General features: G+C 31.5%; 13 protein-coding genes and 2 pseudogenes. 13 read left to right on the top strand and 2 right to left on the bottom strand.

The features are described from left to right. The first annotated feature begins 12 nt into the window (after nt 1–12). The 6 genes and pseudogenes from BR65_RS04590 (at nt 13) to BR65_RS13445 (ending at nt 7,697) form a co-directional block, all read left to right on the top strand. Entirely contained in the window at nt 13–1,287 is a 1,275-nt protein-coding gene (locus BR65_RS04590) for a glycosyltransferase family protein (RefSeq protein WP_034536980.1), read from the top strand. A gap of 41 nt (nt 1,288–1,328) precedes the next feature. Then, complete coding sequence (locus BR65_RS04585; protein ID WP_051932649.1) at nt 1,329–2,201, top strand: glycosyltransferase family 2 protein; 873 nt, start codon at nt 1,329–1,331, stop codon at nt 2,199–2,201. A 50-nt stretch (nt 2,202–2,251) separates the two neighbouring features. Then, the gene (locus tag BR65_RS04580) at nt 2,252–3,571 is read left to right on the top strand and encodes a nucleotide sugar dehydrogenase (protein WP_034536979.1); all 1,320 of its coding nucleotides are present in this window, start codon (nt 2,252–2,254) and stop codon (nt 3,569–3,571) included. A 52-nt stretch (nt 3,572–3,623) separates the two neighbouring features. Further along, nucleotides 3,624–5,048, top strand: a complete 1,425-nt coding sequence (locus BR65_RS04575; RefSeq protein ID WP_034536977.1) for an oligosaccharide flippase family protein — start codon at nt 3,624–3,626, stop codon at nt 5,046–5,048. Between the two features lie 1,020 nt (nt 5,049–6,068). After that, nucleotides 6,069–7,144: pseudogene (locus BR65_RS04570) on the top strand (PTS transporter subunit EIIC); the annotation flags it as partial. Between the two features lie 361 nt (nt 7,145–7,505). Next, complete coding sequence (locus tag BR65_RS13445) at nt 7,506–7,697, top strand: hypothetical protein (RefSeq protein WP_051932645.1); 192 nt, start codon at nt 7,506–7,508, stop codon at nt 7,695–7,697. A gap of 143 nt (nt 7,698–7,840) precedes the next feature. On the opposite strand, the pseudogene BR65_RS04560 reads toward BR65_RS13445, so the two are convergent. Next, a pseudogene (locus tag BR65_RS04560) lies at nt 7,841–9,021 on the bottom strand (IS256-like element ISEf1 family transposase). 438 nt (nt 9,022–9,459) lie between these two features. On the opposite strand from BR65_RS04560, the gene BR65_RS04555 reads away from it, so the two are divergent. From BR65_RS04555 to BR65_RS04530, 7 genes are all read left to right on the top strand, one after another. Then, entirely contained in the window at nt 9,460–10,236 is a 777-nt protein-coding gene (locus BR65_RS04555; protein ID WP_034536975.1) for a zinc ribbon domain-containing protein, read from the top strand. A 24-nt stretch (nt 10,237–10,260) separates the two neighbouring features. Next, nucleotides 10,261–11,670, top strand: a complete 1,410-nt coding sequence (locus BR65_RS04550) for a zinc ribbon domain-containing protein (RefSeq protein WP_034536973.1) — start codon at nt 10,261–10,263, stop codon at nt 11,668–11,670. Nucleotides 11,671–11,691: 21 nt separating this feature from the next. Further along, nucleotides 11,692–12,027, top strand: a complete 336-nt coding sequence (locus tag BR65_RS04545; RefSeq protein ID WP_211251484.1) for a TM2 domain-containing protein — start codon at nt 11,692–11,694, stop codon at nt 12,025–12,027. 342 nt (nt 12,028–12,369) lie between these two features. Beyond that, nucleotides 12,370–13,605: a hypothetical protein gene (locus tag BR65_RS04540; protein ID WP_034536971.1), complete on the top strand. Its 1,236-nt coding sequence runs from the start codon at nt 12,370–12,372 to the stop codon at nt 13,603–13,605. A 393-nt stretch (nt 13,606–13,998) separates the two neighbouring features. After that, complete coding sequence (locus BR65_RS13810) at nt 13,999–14,166, top strand: hypothetical protein (protein WP_156098846.1); 168 nt, start codon at nt 13,999–14,001, stop codon at nt 14,164–14,166. Nucleotides 14,167–14,495: 329 nt separating this feature from the next. Then, nucleotides 14,496–15,833: an FAD-dependent oxidoreductase gene (locus tag BR65_RS04535; RefSeq protein ID WP_034536966.1), complete on the top strand. Its 1,338-nt coding sequence runs from the start codon at nt 14,496–14,498 to the stop codon at nt 15,831–15,833. Beyond that, the gene (locus BR65_RS04530; RefSeq protein ID WP_034538612.1) at nt 15,823–17,292 is read left to right on the top strand and encodes an AcpB/EbpR/MafR family transcriptional regulator; all 1,470 of its coding nucleotides are present in this window, start codon (nt 15,823–15,825) and stop codon (nt 17,290–17,292) included. Before BR65_RS04535 ends, BR65_RS04530 begins: the two co-directional genes overlap by 11 nt. 251 nt (nt 17,293–17,543) lie before the next feature. Here BR65_RS04530 and BR65_RS04525 read toward each other — a convergent pair whose 3' ends face one another. Continuing rightward, the gene (locus tag BR65_RS04525; RefSeq protein ID WP_034536965.1) at nt 17,544–18,461 is read right to left on the bottom strand and encodes a nuclease-related domain-containing protein; all 918 of its coding nucleotides are present in this window, start codon (nt 18,459–18,461) and stop codon (nt 17,544–17,546) included. Nucleotides 18,462–18,592 lie beyond the last annotated feature (131 nt).

Here is an 18,592-nt window from a genome sequence, read left to right as displayed (position 1 = left end):
AAGGTGATAACATTGAAAATAGTTTTTATAACAAATAGTTATTACCCATATTTTTCAGCTATAGGGAAATGTATTTATAACCTTGTAACTGAAATGAAAAATGAGCATGAGGTAATAGTATTATCTAATATGAACATGAGTGGCTTATCTGAGGAGGATATATTTGATGGTCACAAAGTAATGAGAGTAAGAACTAAAGATATGAAACAAAGAGATGAAATTAATAAATTTAATCATAATGACAAATTATTTATAAATACTATAAACTCAGTAAAGATGCTAACATTGAGAACATTAGATTATCTTAAAATAATTAGTGGAAGTACAACTATCCAAAAATCATTAACAAAAGAATACTTACGAGTTTTATCTAGCTTAAAAAATGTTGATATAATAATACCTACTTGTTATCCATTTGAGGCAATTATTGCTTCTCAAACTTACAAAAAAAAATATAACAAAAATATTAAGGTTATTCCACTATTGTTTGATAAATATAGCGATAGTCCTACTCTACACAGAAATAATTTAAATAAAAATCTAAAGTATAAAAAACATTTAGCACTAGAAGAAGAAATAATTAAAGATGCTGAAAAAGTTTTTTATGTTGATTCTTGGATTGATCATATGGAAAATCATTTTAGTAAATTCAGTGAAAAGCTTGTGCATATTGAACATCCTTTAATTATAAATTATGCTCCAAAATTACTTGATAAAAAAATAGAAAGTAATAGCAATTTTATTGATATTATATACACTGGTGTACTTGACAAAAAAGTAAGGCCTCCTTTCAAAACTTTAAAAATTATTTCTAAGATATTAGAAAAAAATAAAAAATTCAGATTTCATTTTTATGTTCTTGGAAATTGTGATAAGGAACTTAATGAATATCATATAAAGTATCCACAAAACATTTTCAATCATGGTCAAGTTCAAAGTGATATCGCATTGTCCAAAATTATGGAAAGTAATATTCTTCTATCAATTGGCAATACTGATGTTTCACTAATTCCAAGTAAAATATTTGAATACATGTCGTGCGGTAAACCTATAATTCATTTCTATACTTCAGAAGAAGATAGAATAATTTCGTTACTTAAAGAATATAATCTGGGTTACTGTGTAAAACAGGATGAAGGTAGTAATGAATATAAAATCAATCAAATAATTAATTTTTTTGAAGTGAATAAAGCTAATAATGTTTCTTTTGACGAAGTTGAGCAAATTTTTTTTAAAGCAACCCCTAAATTCATCAGTGAAAAAATAATAGATAGTATTATAAATTAAATTTTTACTTGTTATTAAAGATATGTTAAGGTGGTAAAAAAATGGATATAAGTGTTATTATACCTTTTTACAATAAAGTAGAGTGGTTATATGATGCAATTAACAGTATTAATGAAAAAGATAATTTATCATTTGAAATTATTATTGTTGATGATGGGTCTAAGGAAAAAATAGATCTCAATAAAATAATTAGAAATAAAAAGCATATAAAAATAATTAGACAAACTAATCAAGGTCCTGGGAAAGCCAGAAATAACGGCATTTCTAAAGCAGTAGGAGATTATATTGCATTTCTTGATTCAGATGATTTATTTGTAAATGATAAATTAAGTATTCAATTAGAGTTTATGAGGAAATATGATTTTACATGGTCACATAGTTCATATTTTAAATTTTATGAAAATGGAAAAAAAGAGTTAGTAGATAATAGAAATTATGATGGAATGATTTTTCCAGATTGTTTTGCGTATAATCCTATTGCAACACCTACCGTTATGGTTAAAAGAATGGCATTAGAAAATCCCAAGAAAAGATTTTCAGAAAAAATGAGATTTGGACAAGATGGTTTTTTGTGGAGTCAGCTTGCAGCTTATTATTCAGTGGGTGTAATACCTGAGGCATTGTCTCAGGTTAGAATGCGAGGAACTAATGCAACTTTAAAGGCAAAAAACCATTTATATGTGAAATCTAAAATGTATAGTTATATGAAGCAAAGTGACAAATACTATAATGGAAGAAAAATACCATTATTATTAAAAATTATTTTTGCGATTTCAGATTTTAATTATAGTATTTTAGAATTATTTCCTCATCAATATTTGGATAAACCTTATATGGAAAAAATATCTAGATTTTTATATGCATTTCCATACTTTGTATTAAGAATTTATAGGCATAAAAATATTAGTTTATAACAAATATTTATCTTTTAACTAGAAAAATAAAAATGAAAGAGGTAAAATTAATGAATTTATATTATGATTTATTTAATAAAAAAGAAAAAATTGCAATTGTTGGATTAGGTTATGTTGGAATGCCACTTGCAGTTGCGTTTGCAAAAAAAGTGGATGTAATAGGTTTTGATCTTAATGAAAAAAAAATTGAGTTATACAAGTCTGGCATAGATCCAACTAATGAAGTAGGTGATAATGTAATAAAGGAAACTACCGTTAAGTTTACTTCTGAAGAAAATAGTTTAAAAGAAGCTAAATTTCATATTATTGCAGTACCAACACCAATTAATTCAGATAAAACACCTAACCTTTCACCAGTTGAAGGGGCAAGTAAGTTAGTTGGGCGAAACTTAGTTAAAGGTTCCTTTGTTGTTTATGAATCTACTGTATATCCTGGTGTTACTGAGGATATATGCATCCCAATATTGGAAAAAGAATCTGGATTAAAATGTGGTATTGATTTTAAGGTAGGCTACTCTCCAGAACGCATTAATCCTGGTGATAAAGTACATAAATTAGAAAATATTATTAAAATAGTTTCTGGAATAGATGACGAAAGTCTTGATGAGATTGCAAAAGTATATGAGTTAATAATCGAAGCTGGTGTCCATAGAGCTGGTTCAATTAAAGTAGCAGAAGCTGCTAAAGTAGTGGAAAATAGTCAACGTGATATTAACATTGCTTTTATGAATGAGCTTGCAATGGTATTTGACCGTATGGAAATTGATACAAAAGAAGTTATAGATGCAATGAATACTAAATGGAATGCTCTTGAATTTTATCCTGGTCTTGTTGGTGGACATTGTATTGGTATTGACCCATATTACTTTATTTATGAAGCAGAAAAGTTAGGGTATCATAGTCAAATAATTTTATCAGGCAGAAAAATTAACGATGGTATGGGTAAATTTGTTGCTGAAGCAATAATAAAAAAACTTATCTTAGCTAATAAAGTTGTTAGAAAATCTAAAGTTGTTATATTTGGTATGACTTTTAAGGAAAATACGCCTGATACTAGAAACTCAAAAGTAGTGGATATTATTGATAATCTTAAAGAGTATGGAATCAATCCAATTATTGTTGATCCTGAAGCTGATGCTGATGAAGCAAGACAAGAATACGGTATTGATTTAATAGATATTAAAGATGTTAAAGATATTGATTGCTTAGTATTGGCAGTTGCACATGATGCATTTAAAAATATGAGTTGGGAAAAAATAGATTCATTGTATGGTGATTTTGAAAATGAGAACAAAATTTTAATTGACACCAAGAGTATTTTGGATAAAAAAGAACTTAAAGAAAAAGGTTATAGTTACTGGTCATTGTAATTAATAAAATTTTATGAAGTAATGATTGTAAAATAATATAATGTGAGAGGGTATGATATTGGGAAATAAAGCAACACTTTTTTTAAAAAACTTCTCTTATACAATTATTTCTAATTTAATTTCTTTAATTATTTCAACGCTTGTTGTTTTAATTATTCCTAAAATCTTAGGCATAGAAGAGTATGGATATTGGCAGTTATACATATTCTACTCTTCTTATGTTGGTTTCTTGCATTTGGGTTGGAGTGATGGTATTTATTTGAGATATGGTGGAGAAAATTACAATGCTCTAGATAAGAAAACTTTCTCCTCACAATTTTATTTAATGATTTGTTTTCAATTATTAATTGCAATGATAATTTCAATAGCATCTGTTATGATGATTACAAATAGTGATAAAGTATTTATTTTTAATATGGTAGCACTAAATTTGTTTATAGTTAATGTACTTTCAATTCTTTTACTAACACTTCAAGCAACCAATCGTATTAAGTACTATGCCCATATTAACATTTTAAGTAGGGTATCATACATAATGTTAATTTTGATGTTCTTATTTTTAGGAATAAGAGAATATAAAATCATGATTTTTGCAGATTTGATAGGGAAAATTATATCTTTAATTTATGCAATATATATTTGTAAAGATATTGTATTTCACAAACTTAATTCTTTCGTTGTTGGTATAACTGAAGCAATAGAAAATATTAGTGTAGGAATAAAATTAATGTTTGCAAATATTGCAAGCATGTTGATTATTGGAGTTGTTCGATTCGGTATCGAGTATTCATGGGATGTTGCAACGTTCGGGAAAATTTCACTTACGCTTAGTGTTTCAAATCTATTAATGATATTTATTAATGCAATTGGAATTGTTATTTTTCCGATTTTAAGAAAACTTAATCAAGAATCTTTGCCCGAATTGTATTCTGTTATTAAAGATTTACTTATGACAATATTATTTGGAATTTTATTGTTATACTTTCCTATAAAGGTAATGTTATCAAATTGGTTACCAAATTATGCAGATAGTTTAACTTATATGGCATTACTTTTTCCAATAAGTATCTACGAAGGGAAAATGGGTCTCCTTATTAATACCTATTTAAAAACTTTAAGAAAAGAAAAGTATATGATGCTGATTAATATTATAATTTTATTAATTAGTATAGTTGCTACATTATTTACTACTATAATTTTTAAAAATCTTAATGCTGCGATACTAACAATTTTAGTAGTCATTTCAATACGAAGTATAGTTGCTGAATTGTATTTGTCTAAAATATTAGGAGTAAAAGTAACCAAAGACATTTTCTATGAAATTATACTAACTATATTGTTTGTCTTAATTGGATGGCAATTACCAGCAATGGCTGGATTCCTAATATATTTAATAGCAATTTCTTTTTATCTATTGCTAAAAAAGAATGATATTTTATTGTCCTTTAATCGTATTAAAAAATATATTTATAATTAAATTAAAGAAATGAGGACAAATAACATATTACAATTACGATAATGAAATTATTGAATTTGGAAGGTTACAGTAGTGACCATTTGTTTATTAAATTATATGATTGGAATTATTAAAAGGATTACTGTTGATGGTAGCAAACATTTTATATTAACAAAGCTAATATAAATTATTCAGCAAAAAAAATAGTATTATTTTACTCTCTGATAGGATGAAATTCACTTAAATAGGCTGTACAATAAATGATGGTAGTGAGAAAATCTCATTAACGTCATTTGTTTTTGTCTAAATAAAAAATTAATTTTCCTGTATAATTAAATTCATAACAACTAATCCAGAGGTGGAACTCACTTGTTTACAACAAATGAGTTGCATTTTTCCGACTTACTATCGCTCTTAGTATAAGGCAAGAGAATTGACTTTTACGGACAAATTAACGATGGTAAAAACTCAAGTCTTAGGAAAGACATAAGATGCTCAGTCTATCAAAATTTTTTAGATAATGTAGACAGTTATTAACTTTAAAACCATAGAGTAATGAAAAAGGTACCTGTGAAACAGATTTAGGATATGAGGTATTTAAGCTTAAAAAAACTAATATTAAGTTACTGAATTATCAAATAAATTACTTAGTTAAGTTAGTTTTGATAAAGCAGTTGATAAAAAAGGATATTCTGTTACACAAAACACTATTTAGAAAAGCTAGCTGGTCTTACACTAATAGTTTATTCTGAAAGCTTTTATTATGATTATATTGATATGAGTTCCAGATTTACGATCAACTTGTTAATGGATTTAATCATATTTGAATATGTTAAGTAAAAAAAGTAAAAGAATGTTAACGTTTGAAATTGATGGATCTCCTTACATTAAATGTAACTCTTTTCGAATCAACGAAAACGCTCGCTATATAAATTATAAAACATTAACTTAGAGTTATAAATATATAGTAAAGGAGATAAGAAGATGGGAAAAGGTAAGGGGAGTTTATGGTAATTTTTTCAAGGATTATGAAAGACTTTTATGTTTCCAGTAGCATTATTTGCATTTATGGGTCTGATTTTAGGGATTTGGATTTCATTTACCAGTGCTACAACAATAGAGAGCATGCCTTTTTTTAGGTTTCTTTCAACGATTAGTGGTTTTGCTTTTACTTATTTGCCTGTGTTGTTTGCGATGGACATTCCTTTAGGATTAGCTAGACACCATAAAGGGGTTGCGGCTTTTTTAGGATTAGTTGGTTACATCATTATGAATTTATCCATTAATTTTTATCTAACCCTGAAGCTTTGAGAGAAGCTGGACAAGTTATGGTAATGGGAATTCAAACTCTTGAAATGGGTGTACTTGGAGGGATTATTGTTGGGATCATAGTCTCATCATTGCACAAACATTTTTCTGAGATTCAGCTTCCTGACACTTTTGCATTTTTTGGAGGAGCTAGATTCGTTCCAATCATTACTTCAATCGTTTTAGATGTAGTAGGTTTGTTATTGCCTTTAATTTGACCTATATTCGGTGCAGCGATTACTGGAATCGGAAACTTGATTCAAAGATCAGGAGTTTTTGGTCCATTCCTCTTTGGAGCTGGAGAAAGGCTTTTACTGCCAAAAGGCTTGCATCACATACTTGTTTCAATGATTAGATTTACAGAAGCTGGTGGGACACAAATTGTTGATGGAAATACGGTCTTAGGCGCTCTAAATATATTTTATGCTCAGTTACAAAATGGCATGGACATTAGTCCAAGTGCTACAGCATTTTTACCGCAAGGTAAAATGGCAACCTTCATGTTTGGTTTGCCAGCTGTTGCTTTAGCGATGTATAAAACAGCTAGACCAGAAAAGAGATCTAAGAGTAAAGGATTGTTGATTTCAGGAGTTCTAGCAACTTTTGTCACAGGGATTACTGAACCAATTGAGTTCTTATTTTTATTTGTCTCACCACTTCTTTACTTGTTCCATGTGATTATGACTGGTTTAGGATTTATGGTGATGGCTTTATTGACTGTGAAAATTGGAAATTCAGATGGTGGTATTTTAGATTTTTTGATTTTTGGAGTTTTGCAAGGATCTGAAACGAAATGGTATTTAGTCCTAAACCAATTGTAGGGACAGCTGAAAAATTAACAAATATTGCTATTTGTACATCGACTAGTAAAACATTTAATACTTCTGGGTTGATAGGATCCTAGGCGTTGATCCCAGATATGGAATTGCAAAATGATTTTTAGACATACTAAAAAATAGAGATGGATTATCTTCAGCCAGCATAATGGGAATAGAAAGGTCATAGCTGGGTACAATGACTGCCAAGAATGGGTGGATGGATTAAATACGTACATTACTGAAAATATGAATTTTACTTTTGATTACTTGAAACAAAACATTCCAGAAATCAAATTTACTATTCCAGAATCAACATTTCTAGCTTGGCTTGATAAGCGGACTTCCTTTTAATATGAATGAGATTCAGCAAGCATTAGTTATTATTGGTGCAATCGCTATTATGGAGGGCTCGATTTATGGAGAAGAAGGACAATATTTTTTGAGGATGAATTTAGGTTGTTCAAGTGAGAAATTAAAAGATGGTCTAGAATGGTTAAAGAACTCGGTTGATCAGCTAAAGAATGATGCAAATATATTAAAATAATAAGAAATATATTAAATGAATAATAAATTAGTAAAAGTACATTAGAGAGTCAATCAACTCACTAATGTACTTTTAGTTTGTTATGAAAAAGGGGAGCGTCAATAATTTTGTGTAAATAAATCGTCCTTCTGCAAAATAATTAGTTACTCAGTAAACATTGAAACTAATGTATCGGTTACTTGTTGGAAACCTTTATGGCTTCTGTTTAGAAATTTTTGATTGTATGTATCAAAAATGCTGACTAGAAAGCGTTCTAGGGATTCTTCATTTTGAAACTGCTCTTTTCTGCGGCTGTACTTTTTAATTTGCTTATTGAAAGACTCGATTAGATTGGTTGAGTAAATGGTTCTACGAATACTGGGTGGAAACTCATAAAAAGTCAATAAATCTTGGTTTTCTATGAGTGACTGCGTCACTTTAGGATAATTTTTCTTCCATTTCTCAATCATACAGGATAAGAATGTATTCGCTTCTTCCTTTGAGTTAGCTTGATAAACAGCCTTAAAGTCATCACAGATTTCTTTTCGGTCTTTGACACGTACTTTATGAGCAATATTACGAGATACATGGATACAACAATGCTGATATTTTGCTTTAGGATAAATTTGTTGGATGGTATCTTTCATGCCTTTTAAGCCATCCGTAATAAAAAGCAAGACTTCTTGAACTCCTCTGGAGTTAATATCCTGTAGCAGCTCATTCCAAACGTATGTTGATTCAGTCGGAGCAATCGCATAACTCAGTACTTCTTTAGTGCCGTCTTCTCGTATACCAATGGCAATATAAATCGCTTCTTTGGATACGGTTTGGCGTTTTAATGGAATATATAAGTAGCGTCCATAAAAATAGCGACGTACTTATCATTTAAGGCTCTGGATTTAAAGGCGTTTACTTCTTCAGTCAGAACTTTAGTCATGTTGGACATGGTTTGTGGAGTATAGTGATGCCCATACATTTTTTCGATTAAATCAGCAATTTCAGACATCGTAACACCTTTTTCGAATAAATGGATAATAGTGGTTTCCAATGTATCGTTTGTTCTTTTGTAGGCTGGTAAAGTTTGTTGTTTAAACTCACCATTACGATCTCTAGGTATTTCCAATGTTAATTCACCATATTCGGTTTTGATTGATCGAAAGTAAGAACCGTTTCTCGAATTACCTGAATTAAAACCAGTGCGATCATATTTTTCGTAATCTAAAAAAGCCGTTAATTCAGTCCGTAGGAGTGTGTTTATCGCTTTTTCTAAGTGCGAACGGAATAATTCATTTAAATCGCCTTTATTGACTAGAGTTTGCACAATTTCTGTAGTAAAATCATTCATAGGGAAGTCCTCTTTTCTGTGAATTGGTTGTCGTTAACTTTATTCTACAGAAGGGACTTCCTTTTTTGTATGAATTTTTTCATTTACACAAAATATTTTACACTCTCTGAAAAAGCACAACAGCCTAAAAGTTTAATATATTTTTTTCATAACTTTTTATATTAATGAATATAAATTAAATAACACTATTAATATTTAGTTGTATGTGACCGATATAAATAATGACGGTATAAATTCACTATGAAAATCAATTTTTAAGAAATAGGTAAATTAATATTACATACAATGTTTTTTGAAAAATTAAATGAAAGGAAGTTAATTTTAAGTTGATTTAAAGTTAGGATAAAGGACATTTCATAATCAATGATAGCTATAACTTGAAAAATTTTCATTTTATATTCGTTTATTAAAATACATTAATTTTGGAGGAATAAAAGAATGAAGTATTGTTCAAACTGTGGAAAAGAAGTAAAAGAGGGTTCAAAATTTTGTAATAGTTGTGGTGCAATTACAGCTACTGAAGGGGTACCAAATCAACAAGTTGATTCATCTAAAAGCGAACAAGTAATTAACTTAAGTTCTATCAATATAGATAAAGAAAAACTTTCAAAAATGTCAAATGGCTATTTTTCGTATTTTAAAACTACTTTAGTAAAACCCTCAGAAAGTTTTCATGAAACAGCATCTATCAATGGTGTGATTCATTTTGTGTTACTTAGTTTAATACAAGTAATAAGCTTATGGTTTCTATCATTAGATAGCTATAGTTATCAATATGTTTCAATCGATTTTGGAACTCTTTTAGGATTATTAATTGCTTTAGTTCTATTTAATTTCCTTTCTGTGTTTGTTGTACATGGTGTGAAAAAAGTTGCTTATAAATCTAATGATTCTTTTCTTGCAACAACTACACAATATGGAGGTTTTTTTACTGCTCTAATAGTCCTACAAGGAATTATCCTGATTCTTTCACTTATTTCAAGTGAAGAGTTTGCAGTTCTTATAAGTATTCTATATCTGCTATCGCTTGTCGTTTCGGTTTTCGCATTTGTAAACTATATTTACAAAAGTGAGACACTCGTAAAAATAGATAAGTATTATATTGGAATCATAGCTGCCTTAGTATTATTTATTGTCTGGTTTATAGTTGCTAGAATCGGTGCAGCCGCAATGATGACAATAGTAGAAGATATTGTTATGGATTCTTTATTTTAGGTTGATTTAAGGGAGAGTATAAAAATGATATGTGAAAAATGTAGTTGTGTAAATGAAGATAGTGCGAAGTTTTGTGAAAAATGTGGCCATTTATTAGGAACTGAACCATCAAATAAACAAAAAGGTGAGGAAGTTCATGTATCCGGAAAAACTAGTAATAAAGTCGATTTATCTAAAGTTACAACAAAAATAAAAAAATTCACGAAAGTACAAAAAATTGGAATTATTGTTATTACTGTAATTATTCTTTTACTTGCCGGAGGATTTGCTTTTGCTAAAAATTATTATTCAAAAGAAAACCAAGTAAATCGCTATATTGAAATAATTAATACTGGAGATGCAACAAAGATTGCGAAAGCTATCTCTACTGAAGACTTGAATTTTGAGTTGATAGAAGAAAATTTACAACCTTATGCGGATTACGTAAAGGAAGATAAAGAATATGTACATTTGTTATCCACTCGTATGAAAAATGAATATGAATCTGAAGATCCTTCTTATGATATATATTTGAAAAAAGATGGTAAAGATTTATTATTTTTTAATCACTACGAAATGATGATTAATCCTGTTTATGCGGAATTAAGTACTAATATGGAAGAAGCAGTGATTACGTTAAATGGGAATGAAATTGGAACAGCCGATCGTTCAGAATATACACAAAAAGTCGGACCGCTGTCTCCTGGAAGATATACGTTTGTATCATCTATCGAACAGTATGGTTCACCATTGGTAAATGAACAAGAGGTTTTCTTTAGCGGTGAAGATGGTATGAATTATGTTGATCTATCTCTATCCGGTGTGAATATTGATGTTACTTCGAACCTAACAGATGGCATAGTTTATTTGAACGACAAGCAAATTGGTCAATTAGAAGAAGGCGAAGGATCGTTTGGTCCTCTTTCTTGGAATGAGAATAGTTATCTAAGTATCAAAAAAGAATTTACTAATGAAACACTTGAATCTGCTCAATTTGAACTTCTGGACTATGATGAGAGCTATTACATCGATTTGGTATTAGTGGATGAGTATGCAGCTCAGGAATTTATGTATACAATCTATCAATTGACCGAAAATTTATCTTATTATGGTGATGAATATGACGACTCGTATAAAGAAGAGCTAGCAGAGTGGATGGTTGATGGTGAACAGAATGAGATCTATCAAACGCTCTATAGTAACGCAATAAAAAGCTATGATGATGAAACTATATCGTCTGTGCTTTATAACACGGAGGTTAAAGAAGTACAGCAAGTTGATGCATATGAATATGAAGTTACTTATGATTTAACAGTTGATACTAGTTATTCTTATGATTCAGATAAAGAAGATTTTGAAGAAGTCATTCCATTTAAAGCAACTGTCGTAATGATAGAATCAGATGAATATGAAGATGATTATGATGCGCTATTAAAAACATTGGAAGTACAATAAAACTTAAAGGGGTAATATAAAATGTATAGTCAATTATCTAATGAAGAAAAAATGTTAGTAAACTCAGAAGTTGCTAATAATAAAAAAAGTGTTGGAGTTTCGTACCTTCTTTGGTTTTTCTTAAGTTCTTTAGGGATACATAGAATGTATTTAGGACGAAAAGGTAGTGGAATTACGTTACTGGTATTAAGTGTGCTAGGTTGGATAACACTTGCGTTTTTCATAGGCTGGATATTTTTACTGGTAGTGGGTGTATGGGTACTTGTAGATGCTTTCTTATTACCGGGTATAGTAAAAAAAGCAAATGATGATTTGACAGAAGAATATGCTAAAAAGGCCTTAGCTGGCAGAGCCTAAACGGATCATTAAGAAAGATTGTTGCAAAGAATAGAATAAATAATTAATTCATTTCTTAAATGGAAATGATACAAAAAAGTGATAGGTATTTGGAGACATCTCTTATTATAAATTTTTATAACTTTATAGTAAGAGATGATTCAAATTAAATATAACCAATAAAAATTCAAATCTTGAAGATGCAAATGATTTAATTTAGAAGTGAATTACATAGTAAAGGTTAAAAAAGAACTGAATTCTCGTTCTAAATAATATACATAATAACCTGAATGATTCTTACTATTCATAAAATGCTATTTTTAAAATTTATCTGAATTATTCTACTAAATTGGAGGAATTATATTGAAAAAAATATGTTTATTAGGTTCTTGTTTATTATCGTTGAGCCTTTTTTTTGGTTGTAGTAATCATGATAATTTAAACACTATCGACAACACTAAGAGTACAAATAGTTCACAGATTACAGAATCGACGACCTCAAACACGACCTCTTTCAAAGAAAAAATAGAGAATAAAAGTGAGCCAATGAATTTAGAGAAGATTACTCAATTTGATTATGAGCATCTCTCTGGTGAATGGAGACAAGTAGCAAAATCAAAAAATGGCGATATGGAAGATAATTGGACTATTGACGATCTAAACGATACTCTGACTATAAAGGGGAATAAAATCTCAGCTAAAATACATTTTGATGAAAATACAACACCTATCATATTAGAAGGGGATTCACTAACATTTAGAAATGAAATATATAAAGTGGTTTTCCAAAAAAGAGAAGATAGAGATGAACAGCTACGTACTGCTAGCGATTCCAATACTGTAGATTTGTCCTTTACTCCGAAAAATAATGTGATTAAATATGGTGGTTGGGGACTTACACCAAATACAGTAAACCCCTTAAAAGAAACAATAAGTGTACATTGGACTGAAAATTATGGTAGTGATGATTCAAAAGAATCTTTTGGGTATACAGCACTCTTTCAGCGAGAGAATATTTCTCCAAAAGATATTAATAAAGAAGAAGTTGCTAGAGATATCATTTCCACAGAGGACGTACAAAAATATATAGATGCGTATAATGAATTTTCACTGAAAGGCAATCCAATGCCACCAGAGCAGCGTGGAAGTGCACCATTGTCAGACGAGTTTCTTGAAGAAGTCGGGCTTTCAGCAGAAAAATATTACGAAATAATGTGGGGCGTGTACGACTACTACGGAAACGCTTATAATCAAGGTCTAGTTACAGAAGATTTAAACAACTTTGGAATAAGTCAAGCCCACAAGAAGTTGAAAGAAGGATATTATGGCTCTAACTCCGATAAAACAGCCCAATATGTTACAAAAGATCATGTATTAGACTATGTAAATAAATATGTTAAAGAGACTACTGGCTGGGAACTTGAATATCCAGAAGTAGAAATAATTGATACTGAATATTATAAAGTATACTTTTATGCCAAAGATCCTAGCCTTACTCAAATAGAAGGGTATTTTAAAGTAACAACAGAAGGTATGGTTTCTAGATACTCCAATATGGGAAGCAGGCTTACGATTCCAGAGCAAGTAAATTTACCGTAAAAACTAATATTTACTAATTAGCGGAGTTATTAAGAGGAATGACTGTGTTTCTTGAAGACTATATTAAAAACGAAAAAAATTTTCGCTTTCTGAATTTTTAGAATTGACTGTAATCCACTTCTAAAATTTAACTACCTTTCAGATGATGAAAACAAACGAATGTGTGTATGTAACAACTACCAATTGGGAAATTTCGGAATACTCCCAAAAAAAGGCGGGATAAATCCTCTTCGTGCGCAAGCTCCATATTACGATTATTTCAACAGCTTCATAATATGAGCTGAATGATTATTATAATGACGAACTAGACTGCATAGACGATAAGTTAAAAGAAGCAATCTTTTTAAATAAAGATTATTTTAATAGATTCTCTAATTAGATAGATTGTATTATTTGAGAAGAAGAGACAGTGCACAAGAAAATGCAGAAAACAATCGGCTGGTCGAACAATATAAAGCCGATGAAGCAATGGATGAGCAACAGACTTATGAAGAACACTTCAAAGAGCTGAAGCGATATAACGACCAAATAGAAGAAGATAAACGTCATTACAGATATTGATTTCGCTGGTCTCTCTATAAACTCACAGTCAATTGATGGTACGTTTATTTTTCTTATGAAATCTTCCTTTTATCGAATATTCTCACAAATTTTAGAAGTATGAATTATTCAGGATAATAGATTTTAATTAATAAAGAGGAGAATCTGTTCCAAGAATGTATTTTAATTTAAAAACCTTGATAGTATTGAGACCTCTTAAATAGTGGAATCTGTACTATTTTTTTTGGCAAAAATAAACTTAAGACCTTCTAACCGTTAATTTCCGCCTGCATGAAATTTTCCTTTCATATGTTATACTAATTGAAAACACATTGACGAGGAGTAATAGCATGAAAGTAGTTATTATAGGAGCTTCTTTTGCTGGGGTAGCAGCGGCTTTAGAAGTACGAAAAAAATATTCTGATGCAGAAATTATTTTGCTGGAAAAGCAGACTACTTTAGGTTACATTCCGAATGGACTGCATTTGTACTGGGAAAACAAAATTTCTGACTTAGATGCAGCTTACTTCATCACGAAAGAACAATTGGAAAAGCAAAACATCCATTGCTATTTAGAAGTGTCTGTTGAAAAGATCCACACGGTACATAAATCAGTCGACTATATATACGATGAGAAAGAAGCGACGATCACTTATGACAAGTTGATTATTGCAACGGGTTCGAGCCAGCTGTCGCAAAAAATAAGCGGCAGTGGTGGCGAAAGTGTCTTAAAGTACAAACGGCATCATGAAGCCAAAGCTGCACTAGCCAAAGTTGAAGCTAGCCAAAGTGTAGCTATTATTGGAGCTGGCCAAGTTGGAGTAGAAGCAGCCGATTTGCTGAGCCAGCAGCAAAAGCAAGTCACGTTGATTGAAAGCATGGACTATGTGTTATTCAAGTATTTTGATCAAGACATGATTCAGCCGTTGCAGCAGAAAATGCTGGAAAAGGGAATCGATTTGCGTTTGAACAAAACAGTTTCTTCTATTGAAGCTGAAGTAGATCAACAGGCAACGATTCGATTTGGAAATGAAGCAGTTACGAGTGATACTGTTATTTTAGGTGTGAATGTGAGACCGGACTTGCACTTTTTAGATGAACACATTAGGCTTCACATGGATCAAACGATTGCAGTTGATCGCTATATGCGTACATCGGTGGAAGATGTCTTTGCCGTTGGGGATTGCATCCAACTGACTTTTGGAGAAGACGACGAAACGGTGTACATTCCGCTCGTGAATAACGCCGTCCGGACAGGAGTTGTGGCGGCTGCTAATCTTATTCAACCAGAGATGGCTTTCAAAGGTTCCTTGCGCACAATTGGAACTTCCATATTTGAGTACTACATTGCCAGCACCGGCATAACAGAAGCCGAAAGTTTGTTTACGGGTCAAACGGTTAAGGCTTATCGTCAAGAAGTGCGCTTAACCAGTCTGCTGGATTCTGATATTGTAACGATTAAATGGATATACGATGAAATCAGCCATGTCTTACTTGGCGCTCAACTGATTTCGACTTCGAATATGTTAGAAAAAATCAATACATTGGCGTTGGCTATTCAAACGAAACAAACTTTGGAAGATTTGCAGCAAAAAGATTATTTCTTCCATCCCGCATATTCCCAAATGATTTCAGCCACCAATTTTAATTCGTGGCAAGAAGTGAGGGATGACGAAAATGAAAGTTGAACACTTCCTTGAGAAAAATGAAGTCAGAGAAGTCACGATTTTTAAACAACTCGTGTTGAATGGCGGAAAACTTTCTTATGTGGAAATGCTGGATTATTTGGCTGTCGCTAAAGCTTCACTTGATAAAGATTTGGAATCTATCTCGTTCCGGATTCAATCGCTTGCAGATCAAGTGAGTGTCAGCTATGACGGACAGTACATTTTCTTAACCATGAGCGATGAATTTTCTTTGCAGCAAATTTATCAGCTCTATTTGAGCCAGTCAGTCAAAGTGAAGCTGATCAGTTTTTTATTTGAACATCAAGAATTTTCAATTATTCAGTTGGCACAACAGCTGATGATCAGCGACTCATCTTTATTTCGTAAAATTAAAGAATTGAACAGCTATTTGAAAGAATTTGGTATCAAGATCCGTAATGGAAAATTGCATGGGGAAGAGTTGAATATTCGCTATTTCTACTTTCAATTTTACAGCTATATCGAAGAAAAAGAAGCTCTTGTCGTTTCGCATTCTGATAAGCAAATCACTCAAATGGTGCAAGCTATGGAAAGTTTTCTGCACGTCACGATTGAACCAGAAAACAGACAACGTCTCAATGTTTGGATGCTCATTAGTAAAAACCGTGTCCATTTTAAAGAGAAGAAATACACACACTTGCGTGAACAAATGCAACCCTATTTAGAAGATCCGTTGCACCAAAAAATCCGCCTTATGGTCTTGCGGTACTTCAGCCGCTATTCGATTGAAGTCGATGAAGAAGAAGCCATGCTGCACTTTGCCTTTTTACTGGCTTTCCCCATACTGAATGAACACGATTTTCATGAGTACACATTGGAGCGTGACCGTCGTGCACCTATTGCGACATTGGATACGTACGTCGTGGAAACCATTATTATTCATTACAAGTTTCGCAGACTGCCTTACATGGTGGAGCGCGATATGTATTATCATCTTTCTCATATTCACACAAAGTTGTATTTCTTCCAAGGCGATATCGAAGTTTATGATTATGAAGAAATGCTATCCAAAGAGAAACAGTTTACTGGTAGGAACTTGGTTTCATTTGCACATACCTTACTGTCCATCAGTACAGATAAATTCGGGATCAATAAAGCAGAAGAAAATAGTCTGGTGAAAATGGAACTGCTGAAATACATTAGTTTACTGGCTATTATTTCCTTTAAGATGACGACCATTATACAAATAGGGATTGATTTAAAAATGGAAAGCATTTATACCGAAACGCTGAATCAGCTGCTCATACTAAATATGCGCCATATTAACGGCATACATGTAGAAGCCTGTCAGCCCAATAAAGTGTACGATCTCATTCTTACTAATGAGCAACCGACCCAAAAGGACCGCTATGGTGATGCCCAAGTATATGTCCTCTCTGAAATTTTGTCATCCTTCGATATGGAAAATATCCAAAGAATTGTGCAACAGTTAAATGTCTAATGTAAGAGTTAAAATACTTTAAAAGCTGGAAAAAAAGTATTTGTCTGCCTTAAGTGTAAGTTATAAAGATACTTAAGGTCCTTAAAATAGGATTAGGCACCTTATCTCTCAAAATCCCTTCAACATATAGTAGGTAAATCCATTTTATATACCTTAACGTTACCTTTTATGATGAATTGCGGTACGTAACGTCCTAAATAAAAAAATAACCATCTAAAAGTGATGTGCTCACTATGGATGGTTATTTGTGCTTAGAAATAATAGGAGCCCTTGCCTGTACTTGCTGCCTTATAGTCTTTTTGCAAGACAGAACGAATCCTCCTTGCAGCACAAACACCGCCGCACCAATTATAGATGGCAGCTGTCGTCAGTTTTCTATCTGGAAATAATCGTTTATACTCCAACACGTGCCTTGAAATTAGAGTTGAAACTCGTTCATTATTTCCGCAGGCTTTGCATGTGCAGAATATACTTCTAGGCTCAATCTCCGGTATGAATTGCTCGCATTCTAAGCAAATGATGCCTTTTTTACATTCCTTATAAGTATATTCCGGCACACCATTTAAATAAGGTTTTGTTTGAGCAGACAGTTCGCATAATGTTTTAGCGAGAAGAAAGTGTTTTGGTGAAAGAGCTTCTAACCGTGCAGTTAAATTTCTGAAATGCTTTGGGAAAGTTGCACGTACCAAAGTTTTTTGTATATTTTTTACATCGTATAACATAAATTCAGGGTGCACAAACGCTACAAAAGGTTTGATGGGTAGTTTCATTTGATGAGTTTCTAATAAGCTTTGCAACAATGAAGTATGCCGATTGATTCTTTCTGTAGGGCTATGGAAGGAGTTCCCAGATAGGGTAGATACCAGAAATCCATCGTTGTATATATATTCCCCACCATAATTTTTTATTTCATAAAGCAAAATTTCTTGAGCAGTGATGATCAATGCATCAATTTGAAAGTCAGTGCTGCCGATTGCTAGTGGTAGATCATTCAAAACGAGACAATCACATGTTAGTCCAGTTGTCAGTGTATCGAAGTAACACTCACCTTGATAACCTTTTACTTGGTTCTGGTACTCATTGCAGCTTTCTTGAGAAAACTTAATCCGATTTTTCAAATACTCCAGTATAAGTAACTTGTCAGACTTTTCACGTTTTTTATAAATCATTATTTTGCACACTCCTTTTTATATGAATATCCGCAAAAAATTACTTTCTAGTTTTTCGTGCCTGCAAATGTAATTTCGTTTATTATAAATTGACTTTTACATACTGATTAGATCATTTCGGGCGCAGCCGA

Origin of the sequence: Carnobacterium inhibens subsp. inhibens DSM 13024 (genome assembly GCF_000746825.1) — a bacterium.
GTDB lineage: Bacteria > Bacillota > Bacilli > Lactobacillales > Carnobacteriaceae > Carnobacterium_B > Carnobacterium_B inhibens.
The sequence above is the reverse complement of the archived record's forward strand: the minus strand, read 5'-3'. Positions and strand labels throughout refer to the sequence as shown.